Genomic DNA, 16,428 nt, shown 5'->3' with positions numbered 1-16,428 from the left:
TTGGCCATCGCGTGCTCTTAGCCGTCGACCATCTCCTCGACCATCCGCGCGGGGGTCACGCCCGGCAGGTCGGAGCCGCGCGCGGCAGTCGCAAGCGACAACCCCACGCAGATCCGGTGGTGCGCGGCGTTGCCGACAACGGTCTGATCGAGATCGCGAATTTGGATCTGGATTTCGCCGCTGCCGTCGCTGAGAGGTCGCAAATTGCCCAGGTGACAGTCGTCACAGATTTAAATGAACAGACCGACTGGTACCCGCGCGGTAATCGAAAAGGTGGCGAGCCATCCATAAAACTTGGCCGTGTTCCCTCGGCCATAGGCGCGCACCAAGCGCGCCATCTTGGCGGTTTGCGCCTGCTCCAGTTCGCGGAGCGATGCTCACTAGGTATGGTAGACAGATTTGAATCCTGGCCCGATCGACCGGCCGGACTCAGGAATTGCGCCTGGCTGCCAGCGCGGCGAACGCTACCCCTGCGGATACGCCCGCTGCTGCAAGGACGACGAGAGGCGCTGGCAGCTTCTGCATCTGCAATGTGAGGCTCGATCGACGGGCGTGAACACGCTGGCTGCCGCGCAACGCATCGGTGCGCGGCTCATAGAGATTGTCGCGCCGCGTCAGATCACCGGCATCATCGGGCTTCTGCTGCGCAGTCGTGCCAATCATCTCCATCGCCAGATCGGCCAAACGCGGGGCAGCTTGCGAGAACAGCGAGGAAAGCAGACCGCCGCCGCCGGCGTAGAGCGTCCGCTTGGGGTGCGCGCAGGCGAACAGGACGGCGTCGGCGACGACATCGGGGACGTAAAGCGGCGGAGGCAGGCGCGGCGGCGTGTCCATGAAGTTCCGGGCGTGCTCGGGGAACGGAGTGTCGATCGCTCCTGGCTTCACCAACGTGACCGAGATGCCGGCGCGCTCGCGTTCCAGCTCCATCCTGAGCGTGTCTGTCAGGGCCTGTACGGCGTGCTTTGTCGCGCAATACGGACCCTGCTGGATGATAGCGCGATCGCCCAAGATCGAGCCGACGTTGACGATTGCACCTCCGCGCCCGCGCAGTCGCCTGGCGGCAACCAGTGATCCGTGCAGCGTGCCAAAATAGTTCACGTCGAACACGCGGCGGTGGTCCTCCACGGGTACCTTCTCCAGCGTACCGTAAGTCCCGGTCCCGGCATTATTGACCCAACTGTCGAACCCGCCGAACGCCTCGACCGCGATGTCGGCAGCCCGTTCCAGTGCGGCCATGTCGCTGACGTCCGCCACGCAAACCGCGATGCGCGCGCCTGACACACTCAGGCGAGTCTCAAGCTCGTTCAGGCCAGTCGCATTCCGGGCGACCGCCACCACTGCGGCACCGGCCGCAACCGCCTGTTCGACAATGGCAAGCCCATTTCCGCTGGTCGCGCCGGTCACGACGATCACCTGCTTTCGAAGGGGCTTCAACTTGATCGGCATGGGCGTGATCCTCGGCCGGCTCGGCGCGAGGCGACATGCGAGACAACGGGCAGAGTGGAGGATTGCTCCGGGCTTACCGACCTTTTGACGAGCGTTCTGCCTTCGACCATCATCGTCGACCCTATCCTCTTCCGAACGCGGACAACGCTATCTGCTTCGATCCATGAGGTGCGCTTGAGGTGTATGCCAAGTGTAGGGCAAGTAGCACGGCGTATAGCATCCCGTTGACCGGGACACGAAGCAGGTCTAACCGCCCCTTGCTTTGTCGCCGGCTGCAAAGTGGGCCAGCTGATCAGCGTAGGCCTTCTTGAAGGCGGGACGTCCTGTGAGGCGTGCCACATAGGCTTCTGTGGCCGGCCGATAGCCGAACGCCCGCACCTTCACCACGCGCAAAACATCGGCCATCAAGAGGTCGGCAACGGTAAAACGACCGGCGGCCAACCATTCGCGTTCGGCCAAGACGCGTTCCATATGAGCGAGGCGACTTTCGAACCAGCCTGTAAGCTTCCCGTTCGCGGCACCTGAAACCTCCAGAAACCACCATGGCACGGTCACTGGCTCTATTGAATTTAGCGCAGCAATGGTCCATTCGAGTGCTTCTGCCGCTCCGCGAGGATCACGTGGCATCAGATCCTCGCTCTTGCCGGCGAGGTGAAGCAGGCAGGCGCCGCTCTCGAACATCTTCAATCCCGCATCGTCGAGATAGGGCACCTGGCCGAACGGCTGGCACGCGAGGTGATTGGTCGCTCTATCGTCGAACGGAACGGATCGGATTACATAGGCGAGGCCGGCTTCCTCGCATGCCCATCGCAGTCTCAGGTCTCGCACGAACCCCCGCGGACCTTCAGGGACCCAGTCGAGCGTCCAAATCGATAGCTCGGTCATCAAAGTGAACCTTCTACAATGCGATGGCTACGCCCCGGCTTCGGGGTGCCGTGAACACGATCGACCCCCAGCAGAATACAGCGTGCGCTCGTTGTCCTGACAGTGGGTTGAATGGCAAGTCAGCGGCGTCAGATCCTCGTCAAGCGTCAGTGCACCCTCGCTCGCGCGAGCTCATCCAACGCGCTGATCACCACAGCCCACCGCGCCACAGCTATGGAGTCTTGTCGCACGCGAACTTCGTCGAGGTAGGCATCTGCCCAGACGACGGCCTCGGCAAGGCCCAGATCCGATCGAAGGTCGATCGCGATCGCCCAGGCCTCTTTGAAAAAGTGCTGATCCGGCGAAAGCTTCTGATCGCTCGAATCTGTTCGGTCTGTGTCCAGCAAGGCAAGCTCAGTCATCGAAATAGGTCTCGTCCGGCCAAAGGCCATCCCTTGCTGCGCTGGGAGGCTCACGTCGCGCCAAGGTCATTGCAGGCAGCAAGGGCTGTTCTCCGTCGAAGCCGACACGGATGGCGGCACCGGCCGGCGTGGCCGCCTGAAAGATCGCCTCGATCTCGCGGCCGTTGCGAAGCATGCCGCCGATCCATGGAGCGCGATCAGCGGTCAGGTAGCCGATTTGGACACCGCGCGCGCTGAAGACAGCAATAGCGTTCGGGTCGGCAGGGTTCTTGGGCTCGGGCAAGAGCTCAACCGGCTCGCCGGGCGCACGGTCGCCGCATCGTGCAGCACGCCGGCCTCGTCGACATGCGCCGGGAGTAGGATGGAGAGCATGCGCTCGCCCGTCCGGACGGCGACGCTGCCGCCACGACCCGTCCGCGGCAACTGCCGCTCGGGCCCTGCCGCAGGATCGGCCCCTTGCTCGGCGACTTGGCCGATCGCGGCCGCATCGATCCTGGTCATTGGCGCGCAGGTGCCGGCCGGCGCGCGGCAGGTGAAGTCACCCTTCACAGTGCCGCCGAGCGTCGTGCAGCCCCCGAGCGCCGAGGCGCCGGCGAGCAGGAGCGGGAGAATGGCGCGGTTCATGCCCGGCCTCCCGCGACAAAGGCTTTGAGCTGCTCGGCGGTGTGGAAGCCCTGCAGTACCGCACCGCCGCGGCGCCGAGGTGCGCCCAGGGATCCTTCTCCCGCCTGACGAATAGCTGATGGGCATTGCGCCACGAATCCTCGCGCATGGGAAGCGCGATGGTGGCGACCTGCTCCACGCCCAGCGTGCCGCCTGCCCCGTTGACCAGTTCGACGGACACCGCGATCTGACGTCCCGGGGGACCCATCACCTTCAACTCGGTCAGCCCCTCCCAGAACGCGTCGAGCGTCGAATCATGCGGCTCGGTCGTGGCGATCAGACCGGCGTGTCCAATGCCGCCGCTGACCCATGTGTCCGGCGGACGGACCGACAACGAGATCAGCCCCTCCGCCGGCCGGGTAGGGGCCTCACCCTCAATTCGCGCCACTGAAATAGCGAGGACGTGATTGCCCGGCGGCAGAGGCTGCAACCTGATGAAGGTGGGCTCACCCGGTGGCTTCGCCGGGACGGTTAACGCGGGTCCCGCACCAAGTCGGAACTCGTACGCTGCGATTGGATGGTCGTGCTCGATCCCGAAGCAGGGCCGCTCACCCTCCAGCCACTCGGTCGTGCCCTCCCCATCCCAGCCGCGCGCGGACAGTCCCGCCGGCCAGATCCGGATAGTCTCAGCGACGGAGAGCCCAAGCCCGCGCAGCACCGACACATCCGACTCACTCAGCGCCGCGGGCACCTCGATCCGATGCGCGACGACGCCTGCGCACCTGATCGTGGTTGGTTTCGCGATCGGGGAGTCCGGGGCGCCTTCTGACTGGACGAGGAGGTAAGACTTGCCTGGTCGGACGAGCAGGCTTGCGATCTCCAAAGCGCGCCCATCCGATCCGACGCGGAAGAGCCAAGACGGACCGGGCGATATGCGGCATTCGCTCGAGAGGAGATGCTCGACGGCCGCGTTGGGAGACTGGAAGGAGAGCACCGGCTTCCCCGGGTCAGGCCAGGTTGCGATCACCCTCCGTTGCGGCCCGGTCAGGAGCCATCCCGGAGGCCGCAGGCCTGCGGCACCGGCGACGCTGCACCGCGTGCCGCTCAGAAACTCGCCCACCTCGGGCGAAATGGCCGCGACCTGTCGAAAGCTGGGAAGCTCCAGCATCGGCGTCCACTCATCCGGCGCGGTGCGCGAGAGCAGAATCGACGGGCGCATTGACGGGCGGGGTTCCGCGGACTCCTCCTGGCCAGCCTGCGGCCTCGAGCTAGACTGCCGCGCAGGAGCCGTGCCCTTCAGCCGGGCGATCTCCACCGCCCTGCGCGCCTCCTTCAACCAGGCCCTCGCCTCGCGCGCCCTTTCGAGGTCCTGCACGACGCGCTCGAGAGCAGCCGGATGGATGGCGATGGCGTCCTCGGCAGGCATGTGCTGGAGGAGCGCCAGCACCAGATGGCCGACCAACTCCTTCTGCTGGAGGAAGTTCTCGTATCTCGAGCTGCCGCCGTAGTTGAAGCTGGCGACGTAGCGGCCGATCTCAGCCGGCGTTCGATCCAGCCGCGATACCAGGTTGTATCGAAGCGAATAGAGCGTTCTCGCCAGTTGCCACTGGAGGTCCTTCGGCAGAAGCGAATGCGTGATGGGCCAGGCTATAATGGAAAAGAAGTTGGCCCATGCGCCGTTTGGCCGCAGACCGCGGTACTTGGTACCGAACCTGTGGAACCAGGCGCGTAGGGAAGAACGCCAGCTCCGGTCCCAGCCGGGCGTGCGGCGCTCGAAGGAGTGCCAATACTCGTCACCGTCGTAGTCATAGCCCTGCTCAGTTGCGTAGACGACCCAGACGAGCCAGTGCTTACTAAGCTGATAGCCGCCGACGCGAAGCTTTCTCCGGAGTTCTGCGGACATGTCCGCAAGTTCGTCGGCTGGAATGCCGTGTTCCAGCGCAAAGACCGGCAACTTCCGCGCACGCCGGATCTCCGCGAGCGCCTCGAAATGAGCTTCCAGCCGAGTCTGAAGGGCGTCAAGCGTAGCGCTCAAGAAGCTTCTCCCGCGGCCTCAGGCCGCGGAACGCCAGATCGGCTCTCCCGCACCACCCCACCACCCCCTTCTGCCCCGGCCGCAGTGCCGAGGCCGGCAGCAGCTCATTTCAGAAGCTTATACTTCCAGATTCAAGTACGGGCTTGTCAATTCCCCGCCACTGGATTTGTGGATCAAGACCGATGCGCGCGGGCCGGAGCGAGTTCCAAGCGCACGCTGAGAAAGGTGCATTCGCCGTGTAGGCCGCTCAGATGCATAGTAGCGCGGCCCACAGGCCCGGCCCCTCGGAGCGCTCCGCCTCATGTACTGAGTCGAGCCTTTAACGACAGATTGAGGGCATCGAGAATGAGACTATTGGGACGAGTTTGTGTGCCTGGCCGGCGCCACGGCCCAAGGATCAATCTTCTTCGGCATATCGATCCACCATTCGAGCCGGCCCTCAGCTCAAATCTGAGTTACAGGTTTGCGGTGTTAGCCTCGCCAGCCGCACGTTCACGGGAAAGCCGGCTCCGCAACAAACACCTTCCGGTTCTCACTCAAGCCAACTGAAAGCTTGCACCGGCGGTGTTTCGAGCAGATCGCCGCTGCGATACCAGCGCGATACCAGACGCGGCCAGCAGATCTGACATAGCCAAGCATCTGGCCAAGTCTTCCGATTGATTTCAGAGACTTAGGTTGGTGGAGCCGAGGGGGATCGAACCCCTGACCTTCGCAATGCCATTGCGACGCTCTCCCAGCTGAGCTACGGCCCCAATCCGTCCGGGAAGCGCCCCCTAGCGGGGCGCGATTGGCTTGGCAAGCGGCCTGTTCGGGCCGCTTGCCGAATTGCCGTCAATTGTTGTCGTCGTCGTCCGTCTGCGTCTCGACGCCGAGATCGTCGTCGCCGCCCAGATCGACCTCATCGTCGGCGCTGGGCTCCTCGTCCTCGTCCGCGACCAGATCGTTCTCGTCGTCACCTGCCAGATCGCTGTCGGGGGTCTTCTCGGCCTTGGCGGCCTCGAACGGCATCGGCTGCTTCGATTTCAGGATCGGCTCGGGCACGAACGCGAAGCCGCATTCGATGCACGTGACCGGATCGTCCTTTTGCAGATCGTAGAAACGCGTGGCGCATTTCGGGCACGTCCGCTTCGTGCCCCATTCCGGCTTAATCATGCCGTGTCGTGCCTTTCGGATGGGAAGAGTCAACAGGTTCGGGAAAGCCCCAGACCCGCGAAGTGGGGCGGCCATTGCCATAGCACAACCCCGCTGGCAAGGCGCGGCGCGCAATGCCGCACCCCCCTGCCCCGCCCGCCAATCTTCCTGCCGATCAGCGCCACGGCGCGCACGAGGCGACCGTCCACGCCGCCGCGACGCTGCGCGGGCGGATCCGCGTGCCGGGCGACAAATCGATCAGCCATCGCGCGCTGATGCTTTCCGCACTGGCCGTGGGCGAGAGCCGCGTCGAGGGGCTCCTGGAGGGCGAGGACGTGCTCGCCACCGCCGCCGCGATGCGCGCGATGGGCGCGACGATCACGCGCGGCGAGGATGCGATCTGGCGCATCCACGGCGTCGGCGTCGGTGGGCTGCTCCAACCGGCGGGGGCGGTCGAAATGGGCAATTCGGGCACGTCGACGCGGCTGCTGATGGGGCTGGTCGCGAGCCATCCGATCACCGTTACGTTCACCGGCGACGCGTCGCTCTCCGGCCGGCCAATGAAGCGCGTGATCGATCCGCTGGCGAGCATGGGGGCGGACATCACCGCCAGCCCGGGCGGGCGATTGCCGCTGATGGTGCGCGGCCTGTGCCCGGCAGTCCCGATCAGTTACGAACTGCCGGTCGCATCCGCGCAGGTGAAATCGGCGGTATTGCTTGCCGGCCTAAACACGCCGGGCGTCACGCGCGTGATCGAGCCGGTGGCCACGCGCGATCACAGCGAGCGGATGCTGGCGGGGTTCGGCGCGACGATCGAGGTCGAGGCGACCAACCGGGGCCGGATCATCTCGATCACGGGCGAGGCGGAGCTGCGGCCGCAGACGATCGTCGTGCCGGGCGATCCCTCGTCCGCTGCCTTCTTCATGGTGGCCGCGAGCGTCGTGCCGGGCAGCGACGTGGTCGTCGAGAACGTCGGCCTCAACCCGACGCGTGCCGGGCTGCTGACCGCGCTGCGGCTGATGGGGGCCGACATCACCGAACTCGATCCGCGTAGCGTCGGCGGCGAGCCGGTGGCGGACCTGCGCGTGCGGCATGCGCCACTGACAGGAATCGAGGTGCCGCACGATCTGGCGCCATCGATGATCGACGAATATCCCGCGCTGTTCGTTGCGGCGGCGTTCGCCGGCGGGCGCACGATCGCGCGCGGTGCGGACGAATTGCGCGTCAAGGAATCGGACCGCATCGCGGTGATGAAGGCCGCGCTCGACGCGTGCGGCGTCACCACCACCGAGCATCCCGACGGGCTGACGATCGAGGGCAGCGGCGGCGAGCCGATCGCGGGCGGCGCACGGATCGCCTCGCGTCTCGACCATCGTATCGCGATGAGCATGGCGATCGCTGGACTTCACGCCCGTTCGCCGGTCACGATCGACGACGCGAGCCCGGTGGCGACGAGCTTCCCCGGCTTCTTCGCGCTGCTCGAGACACTGGGAGGGACGGTCAGCTGGACGTGATCGATCGCCGGGGCCTGATCGCCGGACTCGCCGCCAGCCTCGCCGCGGCGCCGGCGCTCGCACGCGTGCTCGATCGGCCCGTACGCACGGCGATGGTACCGGTAACGGGCGGGCGGATCTTCGTTCGCGTCGACGGCGATCTCGCCGCGAAGCGCCCGCCGGTGGTGATGATCCACGGCGGGCCGGGCGGGACGCACGCGGGCTTCCTCGAGGCGCTGGCGCTCGCCGACGAGCGCGCGGTGATCCTGTACGATCAGCTCGATTCGGGGCGCTCGGACCGCCCAGGCGATCCGGCGAACTGGCGTGTCGCGCGCTTCGTCGACGAGCTTGACGCGATCCGGCAGGCGCTCGGCATCGCGCGCTGGCACGTGCTCGGCGCTAGCTGGGGCGGCACGATCGCGCTGGAATATGGCGCGCGGCGGCCGGCGGCGCTGGCCGGGCTCGCGCTCGCCAGCCCGCTCGTGTCGACGCGCAGCTGGCTCTCCGACGCGCAGGCACTGATCGGCGCTCTGCCGCCGGCGGTTCAGATGCAGCTTCGGCAGTGCGGCGCGCTGACTCAGCTTGTGCCGCCACCCGCGTGCGACGCGCCGACCGCCGCCTTCTACGCCGCGTACGGCCGGCGCGAGGCAGCCGCCGCCGACGTCGCGGCCTATCGCCGCGCGGTGCCGGGATCGAACCAGGCGCTGTACCGCGCGATGTGGGGGGCGAGCGAGTTCGTCTCCACCGGCACGCTCAAGGATTACGACGGCGAGCCGCTGCTCGCCAAGCTGGAAGGAAGGCGTACCTTGTTCCTTTGTGGCCAACATGACGAGGCGCGCCCCGTCACCACGGCAGGCTTTGCAGCGCGCGTGCCCGGCGCCGAGTTCGCGGTTATGCCGGGCGCCGGACACGGGCTGTTCAACGATCGGCCGGCGGAGACGGTGGCGCTGGTGCGCGGCTGGCTCGCGCGCCAGGACGTGTTGGCATGATCATCGCCGTCGACGGGCCCGCCGCGTCGGGCAAGGGCACGATCGCCAAGGCGCTCGCTCGCCATTACCGGCTGCCGCACCTCGACACGGGGCTGCTGTATCGCGCGGTGGGCGCGACGGTGGCGCGATTGGAGCTCGATCCAACCAAGGAAGCCGATGCCGTCGCCGCGTGCGACTTCGATGAACTGACGCTCGCCGATCCCGCGCTGCGCGACGACGACATGGGCAAGCTTGCCTCGATCGTCTCGGCGCACCCGCTGGTGCGCGCGGCGCTGCTCCAGCGGCAGAAGAGGTTCGCGCACCAGGAGGGCGGCGCGGTGCTCGACGGGCGCGATATCGGCACCGTCATCGCGCCCGATGCGCAGGCCAAGCTGTTCGTCCGCGCAACGCCGACGATCCGGGCCCGCCGCCGCCACAACGAGCTTTTGTCGCGCGGATCGACCGCGTCGTTCGATCAGGTGCTCGGCGACATTCGCGCGCGCGACCAGCGCGACAGCTCGCGTGCCGCCGCGCCGCTGGTGCCGGCGAGCGACGCCGCGCTGCTCGATACCAGTTTCTTGTCGATCGAGGCATCGATCGAGAAGGCGATCGCGCTGGTCGAGGCGCGGCGCGGCGGCTGAGGCGATGCGCCTTGTGATCGGCCGCGCTTTGCAGTAAGGCGCGCCGTCCGGCGGACTGGGTTCGCGGAGGCGTGGCGCGGAGGAAATCCTCTCGCGCCCTTTTCGCATAAGCGCGTTCTGGCCCTCCTCCCTCCCTTGCCCGTGCGGACGCCGCGGCGGCATTCGGCCGCAGCGGCGGTGATGGCCAAGACCAGCGGAACCAACCGCTTGGCCGGAAACGAACTGAGTTAGGACCAACGACTTTATGGCGACCCAGCCAACCCCAACCCGTGATGATTTCGCGGCGATGCTCGATGACATGTTCGGCGGCGCCGACAGCTTCGAGGGCCGCGTGGTGCATGGCACCGTGACCGCGATCGAGAACGACATGGCCGTGATCGACGTCGGCCTGAAGAGCGAGGGCCGCGTGCCGCTGCGCGAGTTCGCGCCGGCGCCGGGCCAGAAGGCCGAGCTAAAGGTCGGCGACGAAGTCGAAGTCTATGTCGACCGCGTCGAGAACATGCACGGCGAAGCGATGCTGTCGCGCGACCGCGCGCGCCGCGAAGCCGCCTGGGACAAGCTGGAAACCGAATTCGCCAAGACCGCGCGCGTCGAGGGCGTGATCTTCGGCCGCGTGAAGGGTGGCTTCACCGTCGATCTGAACGGCGCCGTGGCCTTCCTGCCGGGCAGCCAGGTCGACATCCGTCCGGTGCGTGATGTCACGCCGCTGATGGACATCCCGCAGCCGTTCCAGATCCTGAAGATGGACCGCAAGCGCGGCAACATCGTCGTCTCGCGTCGCGCCGTGCTCGAAGAGACCCGCGCCGAGCAGCGTTCGGGCCTGATCCAGAGCCTCGCCGAGGGTCAGATCATTGACGGCGTCGTCAAGAACATCACCGACTACGGTGCGTTCGTCGACCTGGGCGGCATCGACGGCCTGCTGCACGTCACCGACCTCAGCTACAAGCGCGTCCAGCACCCGTCCGAGATGATCAACATCGGCGACACGGTGAAGGTGCAGATCATCCGCATCAACAAGGACACGCAGCGCATCTCGCTGGGCATGAAGCAGCTCGAGAGCGATCCGTGGGATGGCGCATCGGCCAAGTATCCGGTCGGCGCGAAGCTGTCGGGCCGCGTCACGAACATCACCGAATATGGTGCGTTCGTCGAGCTGGAGCCGGGCATCGAGGGCCTGGTGCACGTCAGCGAAATGTCGTGGACCAAGAAGAACGTCCACCCGGGCAAGATCGTCTCGACCTCGCAGGAAGTCGACGTGGTGGTGCTCGAGGTCGATGCCGACAAGCGTCGCATCTCGCTTGGCCTGAAGCAGGCGCAGCAGAACCCGTGGGAGCGCTTCGCCGCCGAGCATCCGGTCGGCACGACCGTCGAAGGCGAAGTCAAGAACGCGACCGAGTTCGGCCTGTTCATCGGCCTCGACAACGACGTCGACGGCATGGTCCACATGTCCGACATCGCGTGGGGCGTGTCGGGTGAGGACGCGCTCAACCTGCACCGCAAGGGCGAGACCGTTCAGGCGATCGTGCTCGACGTCGACGCCGAGAAGGAGCGCATCAGCCTCGGCATGAAGCAGCTCGAGCGCGGCGCGCCTGTGGCGGGCGGCGCGGCGGCAGCCGGCGATCGTCTGGGCAAGAACCAGATCACCACCGTCACCGTGCTCGAAGTCCGCGACGCGGGCCTCGAGGTTCAGGCGGGCGACGATGGCGCGACGGGCTTCATCAAGCGCACCGATCTAGGCCGCGACCGCGACGAGCAGCGTCCGGAGCGGTTCCAGGTCGGCCAGAAGTTCGACGCGATGGTGACCGGCTTCGACCGTTCGAAGAAGCCGACCTTCTCGATCAAGGCGATGCAGATCTCCGAGGAGAAGCAGGCCGTGGCGCAGTACGGCTCGTCCGACTCGGGCGCGTCGCTCGGCGACATCCTCGGCGAGGCGCTCAAGGCGCGCCAGAGCAAGGACTGACCGTTACGGAAAGGGCCGGGTCGCACATGCGATCCGGCCCGATTTCCGCCAGCACCGAAAATTAATGTCGTTTCGGTCCTATTATGATCACTCCTGACCTGTATTAGAGTAGCCGCCGCCGTGCAGCCGATGGCGTGTCAGAGGGTAGACGAATGATCCGATCGGAATTGGTGCAGTTGCTGGTCGAGGAAAATCCCAGCCTGTCGACGCGCGACGTCGAGTCGCTGGTGGCGACATTCTTCGATGAGATCGTTCGGCGGCTGGCAGAGGACGGCCGCGTCGAACTGCGCGGCTTCGGTGCCTTCTCCACGCGCGCGCGTGATGCCCGCACCGGGCGCAACCCGCGCACCGGCGAAACGGTGGACGTGACGGCCAAGCGTGTGCCCTATTTCAAGCCCGGCAAGGAGATGCGGGCACGCCTTAACGTCTGAACGCTTGACGTTGGCCGCCAGCGCGCGCTTTCGAGCGTGAGTGATGCGCGGACGTGGCGGAACCGGTAGACGCCGGAGACTTAAAATCTTCTGCCCCTATGGGCGTGCGGGTTCGAGTCCCGCCGTCCGCACCATCACAAGTCTCTGTAAAAGCTGGTTATTCGCGGGACGGGCGCAGACACCCATCCCGTATCTATCAGGCTGCGTGTAAAACTGATGTAGCTGCGGAACGCTCGTTTACGTCCAATACCGCAATCGCCTGGTCGATATGGCGGCCGTGAACGTGAGCGTACCTAAGAACCATCGCGAGCGTTTTATGACCGCTGATTCTTTGTATAGTGGGAAGATCGACACCAGCCTTCACCAACCTTGTTATCGCCGTATGCCGCATGACGTGCGGGGTGACCTTGCCCGGCAGCAAACCGGCCCGAATCACCGCTCGCTTGAATGGAACCGCTAGGCTCGTTCGGTGCGGCTGACGCGCCGTCTTTCCAACTGATGGGAACACCCAATCTGCCGATTCGCCATCGACTGCCAACTGGCTCTGTAGGTGATTCGCGAGGCTAGAAGTGATCGGCTGCTCGCGCTCGCCCGCTTTCGCATCCGGGATGAAGATGCGACAGTTCGCGAAGTCGATATGATCGTATCGAACCCGCAGGATTTCGGCGTGACGCATCGCCGCGTTCAGTCCGAACGCAATGAAAAGCCACAACCTCGAGTCGGAATCGGCCTTGGCCGCTTCCATCAACGCCGTTGCGTGCTGCTCATCAAGAACAGCGATTTTCTTACGCGGCTCCAACCCTTTCACGATTCGCGGCGCATCGTCGTGCTTGATCCACTTCCATTGCACGAACCGCTTCAAGGCGTGGGAGAGGGTAGCCAACTCGCGATTGACGGTTGGCTGCTTCACAACCTCCAAGCGCTTCCGGGCGTACTGCTGCACCTGAAAGTCGGTAAGGCGATCAGCCCGCACGCTCCCGAACGCAGGAACAAGGTGCGCATTGATGTGGCGGGTCTTCGATTTGAGGTTTCGCCCTCCGGTCTGTTCCATCCGTTCTAGGTAGCCCTTGGCGGCTTCCGCGAAGCTAAGATGCAGCTTACGTCCTGCCGGTAGGTTCAAGCGCCCTTCCCTCGCTTGCGTTCGAAACTGCTCGATAGCGCGTTCCACTTGCTCGCGAGTGACGCCGTCGCTTTCAGTCCCGATCGTACGATGAATGCGTTCGCCATCCACCATCACGTTGACGCTGTACCGCAGGTCACCCTTCTTCGTTCGTTGTACGACGATTCCATGTTCGGCGATGCGCTTGCCGGGAATGAGCTTGCGTACGTTGTCACGCGTCATCTTCACAAACTTCGGCATAATAACCTCAAATAAGTGCAAAGAACCATAACGATAATTGCAAGTTGACGGGCGTTTCATTGAAGTGGAAATACTGGTTACATCGCATTTTATCCGGTCGCTCTCCCGCCTAGTTCCGATTCGCGGGCCGATTATGGCATCGCGTGAAAATGGAGTCTATGACTGTGATTGAGAGTAACACCGTACGCATTACGCCTGATGGACGCATGACCCGTCGTCACGCGGCGTCTTATTTGGGATTATCTTACAGGACGCTATCAAATTGGGGCAGTCGGAATATTGGCCCGGCTAGCGTTCGCGTCGGCGGCCGCCGGTTCTACCGCGTCGCTGATCTTGACGCCTTCATTGGCGGAGGTGCTAGCAATGTCGCGTAAGCGCACCGCACCCACCGCGTGGATCAATCAGATTTTCGACAGCAGCAAAGTCGCCCGTCGCGGTGGACCGGTCCGACGCCGTTTACCGTCTCTTGACAGGAACACGTCTCGCGCGTCCGTCATCGCGGAAGCGTTGCGTCGTGGCTGGATCGTCACGCAGATTGGTGACGAATGGTTCTTCTATGACGCCGGATTGACAGCACGAACGATCGTCTCGCGGTTCGATATTGCAGCGGCTGGAAGGTAGCGAACTATCCGTCGTCGCAGCGCAATAAAACATTCATGCTGTGAGCTTCGTGACGCACCAAGCTAAAACTGCGTCACAAGCCCTACTAACTATTGGCTTACCACTTTTTCATTCTTACGCTTCCAAGTCTTATTTCCGTAAATGTTAAATACGATGCGTTTTTTATATTCCGAATAGCTATATAAACTTAGAATTCGCGAATTCTATTAATATCAGCCATACTTATCTTAACACGTAAATCATAACCACCGGTACTAACGGTGTTCTTTTCTACAGCCGGTGTTAGAAGAGCGAGCATCGAGACCGATTGCTCAATTCAATCCGCATCGCCGCCAATACCATTTTACGCATCACTGTCCGCCCGCAATGGTCAACCCGCAAGGTTCGATCGTGGTTCGCGGGGCTTGGGACGGTGTGCCCAACCCTCGTCATGGGAAAGGCCGATGGCATTGGCTTCGCCCAAACCGCAAGCATATCAACAAGAATTGATTTTGCGGGATAGACTCAAATACCCCACTTTAGGTGGAAATTCAACAAAGTAGTCCAACTCTGTATATATAAGGATATTGGACTACATATTTTTAACTCAAATAGGAAAACATGTTTAACTCATATACGTTCTACAGTCAGAATACCACAAACTACAAATCACATGCCGCATCAGGTAATAGCACAGTCTTTATCAAAGAACCTGTTAGTTTTCTTATACCGGTGGCACCGTCATCGATCACAGATGCCTTACAACTATCTTTGGAAGAGCGAATTGAAAAATCAATCTTTGTTCTTAGTGCTGATTGCGGTACTGGAAAGTCAATTGCTGTATCTAAGAAACTAGCGAAGTGTAAGGCTAAGGGTTCATACGGGAAAGGCGTCATTATCTTTGTTAATTCTTTTGACGAAGTTGATACCTATGTACTGGCTGCTGGCCTAGAGAAAGAAGACTACGCCATTCAGACGGGCGCCGAACCGTATGCCGGGTACGGTTCCGGGCGGCATAAGGCGAGTGAAGTGCCCGTTCTTTTCGCCTCTCATGCGAAAGCTCGACGGGTATTCAAAGAAGTAGGAAGCTTCGGATTAGCGGAATGCTTCTACTACCGTGGCAAGCCTAGGGCGCTGAGGGTTTGGGATGAAGCGTTGCCCCCCGTTGAAACTGCTTCTTTTGCACTCGCCGACGTTATGGCTCTACCTAGCCAGTATAAAGCCTTACCTCACGATCACCGACATACGCTCTTTTGGCTAGCGGTTGAAATGCAACGTGCCAGCGCAGGTGCAGCGATTGAAATACCCGCTGAACTGCAAGAAATCGCAGACGCCGTGTTGAAGGTCGGCTTCAAGGCGAGCGATACGGCAAAGCAGACGCTACACGCGCTGGCGAAGCTTTCAGGGTCAAAGGCGTACCTCCAGGGTAGCGTAGGCAGCGATACAAGCCTCATCGGGACCGGTAAGCCCCTTCCGGTTGATATCGCCCCGCTGATCGTCCTAGACGCATCTGCACGCCTTACAGGGCGTTACGACGATTGGTCCCCCTATGGCATGGTTGTGCGCCCACTTCCGCCTATTGCCGTGAGCTATTGCAACCTAACGGTTCATTGTTGGAACCGTGGAGCGGGGAAGACGCAAATGCGAAAGCCGGAAGAGCGTAACACCGTCTTTCGTGCCATTGCTGATCTTATCAACGGTGCTGCCGGGGAACGCTTTCTTATCGTGATGGCAAAAGAGTTCTGTGGCTTAGATGATGATCGCGCGGTTCTGCCAAACAGCCTCGCGGATATGATCGATGATCTGTCACGCGTCGCTATCACCAATTGGGGGCGTCACGTTGGGATCAACAGTTTTCGCGATATCCCCAATGTCATCATCGTTGGTGACTATAGCTACGACGAAACGGCCTACGATGCGTTAGCGCTAGGGGTAAGCGGGAATACAAAGGGTATCATCTCTAGGGTTGAGCGAAGCGCACAGAAGGATGCGGAATTCATCAGCAACCTGTATCAGGCGGTTTGTCGTAGTTCGGTCCGCAATGTGAGCGGCGCTGAATGCGGTCGAGCTAATGCCTATTTGATCATGGCGGAAGGCGACCATAGGCGATCTTTGATCGAACGCGCCTTTCCTGATTGCTCGATGAAAGCATGGGAGCCGGTGCCGCAAGCGAAGCAGCGGAAGGCGGATAAAATCCTCGCACTGGTTGTATCGATGATAGAAGATCGCGCGCTAGCCATGACTTTGCCATTCGTCTCGTTCAGCGAAGTCATCAAGGCGAGCGAAGCTAAAAGTCGATCCTATCTGACTAAGATCGTTGGATCATCAAGGTTCAAGAGCAAATTGGCGGAACAACAGATTACTATTAGGGGACGACAGTTTGTACGCTGTTCTTCCGGCGCGTTCACAGCTTAGGCTCAGGACTCGTTGATCACAGCCAGAAGATGACGGTTGCAGCGAGGGCGACGGCGGAG

The 16,428-nt window shown here is 62.8% G+C and carries 17 protein-coding genes and 2 tRNA genes; 9 read left to right on the top strand and 10 right to left on the bottom strand.

What is annotated here, in order from left to right:
- Nucleotides 1–17: 17 nt before the first annotated feature.
- The 9 genes from B7L05_RS17660 to B7L05_RS04840 form a co-directional block, all read right to left on the bottom strand.
- Nucleotides 18–203, bottom strand: coding sequence for a DUF2252 family protein (locus B7L05_RS17660; RefSeq protein ID WP_256926610.1), 186 nt, complete (start codon nt 201–203; stop codon nt 18–20).
- Between the two features lie 226 nt (nt 204–429).
- Entirely contained in the window at nt 430–1,446 is a 1,017-nt protein-coding gene (locus B7L05_RS04870; protein WP_085809128.1) for an SDR family oxidoreductase, read from the bottom strand.
- Between the two features lie 246 nt (nt 1,447–1,692).
- Nucleotides 1,693–2,331 carry a glutathione S-transferase family protein gene (locus B7L05_RS04865; protein ID WP_085809126.1) on the bottom strand — a complete coding sequence of 213 codons (639 nt, stop codon included), beginning with the start codon at nt 2,329–2,331 and terminating at the stop codon, nt 1,693–1,695.
- Nucleotides 2,332–2,477: 146 nt separating this feature from the next.
- On the bottom strand, nt 2,478–2,732 hold the full coding sequence (locus B7L05_RS04860) for a hypothetical protein (protein ID WP_085809124.1): 255 nt from the start codon (nt 2,730–2,732) through the stop codon (nt 2,478–2,480).
- Nucleotides 2,725–3,015, bottom strand: coding sequence for an HIRAN domain-containing protein (locus B7L05_RS17655; RefSeq protein ID WP_256926609.1), 291 nt, complete (start codon nt 3,013–3,015; stop codon nt 2,725–2,727). Before B7L05_RS17655 ends, B7L05_RS04860 begins: the two co-directional genes overlap by 8 nt.
- The gene (locus B7L05_RS17650; RefSeq protein ID WP_256926630.1) at nt 2,937–3,356 is read right to left on the bottom strand and encodes a hypothetical protein; all 420 of its coding nucleotides are present in this window, start codon (nt 3,354–3,356) and stop codon (nt 2,937–2,939) included. Before B7L05_RS17650 ends, B7L05_RS17655 begins: the two co-directional genes overlap by 79 nt.
- Entirely contained in the window at nt 3,271–5,370 is a 2,100-nt protein-coding gene (locus B7L05_RS04850; protein ID WP_085809122.1) for a hypothetical protein, read from the bottom strand. Before B7L05_RS04850 ends, B7L05_RS17650 begins: the two co-directional genes overlap by 86 nt.
- A 676-nt stretch (nt 5,371–6,046) precedes the next feature.
- Nucleotides 6,047–6,122 (bottom strand) — tRNA-Ala (locus tag B7L05_RS04845).
- A gap of 79 nt (nt 6,123–6,201) precedes the next feature.
- Nucleotides 6,202–6,522, bottom strand: coding sequence for a TIGR02300 family protein (locus tag B7L05_RS04840; RefSeq protein ID WP_085809120.1), 321 nt, complete (start codon nt 6,520–6,522; stop codon nt 6,202–6,204).
- Nucleotides 6,523–6,635: 113 nt separating this feature from the next.
- Here B7L05_RS04840 and aroA point away from each other — a divergent pair, with 113 nt between their 5' ends.
- The 6 genes from aroA to B7L05_RS04810 all read left to right on the top strand — a co-directional run bounded on the left by aroA (nt 6,636) and on the right by B7L05_RS04810 (nt 12,128).
- On the top strand, nt 6,636–8,015 hold the full coding sequence (aroA, locus tag B7L05_RS04835; RefSeq protein WP_085809119.1) for a 3-phosphoshikimate 1-carboxyvinyltransferase: 1,380 nt from the start codon (nt 6,636–6,638) through the stop codon (nt 8,013–8,015).
- The gene (locus B7L05_RS04830) at nt 8,012–8,983 is read left to right on the top strand and encodes a proline iminopeptidase-family hydrolase (protein ID WP_256926608.1); all 972 of its coding nucleotides are present in this window, start codon (nt 8,012–8,014) and stop codon (nt 8,981–8,983) included. The genes aroA and B7L05_RS04830 overlap by 4 nt, the downstream gene beginning before the upstream one ends.
- The gene (gene cmk, locus B7L05_RS04825; RefSeq protein ID WP_085809118.1) at nt 8,980–9,603 is read left to right on the top strand and encodes a (d)CMP kinase; all 624 of its coding nucleotides are present in this window, start codon (nt 8,980–8,982) and stop codon (nt 9,601–9,603) included. The genes B7L05_RS04830 and cmk overlap by 4 nt, the downstream gene beginning before the upstream one ends.
- A gap of 244 nt (nt 9,604–9,847) precedes the next feature.
- Nucleotides 9,848–11,563, top strand: coding sequence for a 30S ribosomal protein S1 (gene rpsA, locus B7L05_RS04820; protein WP_085809116.1), 1,716 nt, complete (start codon nt 9,848–9,850; stop codon nt 11,561–11,563).
- A gap of 152 nt (nt 11,564–11,715) precedes the next feature.
- Nucleotides 11,716–11,994 carry an integration host factor subunit beta gene (locus B7L05_RS04815; RefSeq protein WP_085809115.1) on the top strand — a complete coding sequence of 93 codons (279 nt, stop codon included), beginning with the start codon at nt 11,716–11,718 and terminating at the stop codon, nt 11,992–11,994.
- A gap of 47 nt (nt 11,995–12,041) precedes the next feature.
- Nucleotides 12,042–12,128: transfer RNA gene (locus B7L05_RS04810), tRNA-Leu, on the top strand.
- Nucleotides 12,129–12,190: 62 nt separating this feature from the next.
- Here the strand turns inward: B7L05_RS04810 and B7L05_RS04805 are convergent.
- Nucleotides 12,191–13,354: a site-specific integrase gene (locus B7L05_RS04805; protein WP_085809113.1), complete on the bottom strand. Its 1,164-nt coding sequence runs from the start codon at nt 13,352–13,354 to the stop codon at nt 12,191–12,193.
- Between the two features lie 149 nt (nt 13,355–13,503).
- On the opposite strand from B7L05_RS04805, the gene B7L05_RS04800 reads away from it, so the two are divergent.
- The 3 genes from B7L05_RS04800 to B7L05_RS16845 all read left to right on the top strand — a co-directional run bounded on the left by B7L05_RS04800 (nt 13,504) and on the right by B7L05_RS16845 (nt 16,369).
- A complete protein-coding gene (locus tag B7L05_RS04800) occupies nt 13,504–13,728 on the top strand; it encodes an AlpA family transcriptional regulator (RefSeq protein ID WP_307718254.1) in 225 nt (74 codons plus the stop codon).
- Nucleotides 13,718–13,975, top strand: a complete 258-nt coding sequence (locus tag B7L05_RS16850) for a hypothetical protein (protein WP_144037137.1) — start codon at nt 13,718–13,720, stop codon at nt 13,973–13,975. Before B7L05_RS04800 ends, B7L05_RS16850 begins: the two co-directional genes overlap by 11 nt.
- 600 nt (nt 13,976–14,575) lie before the next feature.
- Nucleotides 14,576–16,369: a hypothetical protein gene (locus B7L05_RS16845; protein WP_144037136.1), complete on the top strand. Its 1,794-nt coding sequence runs from the start codon at nt 14,576–14,578 to the stop codon at nt 16,367–16,369.
- Nucleotides 16,370–16,428 lie beyond the last annotated feature (59 nt).

Origin of the sequence: Sphingomonas sp. TZW2008 (genome assembly GCF_002117915.1) — a bacterium.
Taxonomy (GTDB): Bacteria; Pseudomonadota; Alphaproteobacteria; order Sphingomonadales; family Sphingomonadaceae; genus Sphingomonas.
The sequence above is the reverse complement of the archived record's forward strand: the minus strand, read 5'-3'. Positions and strand labels throughout refer to the sequence as shown.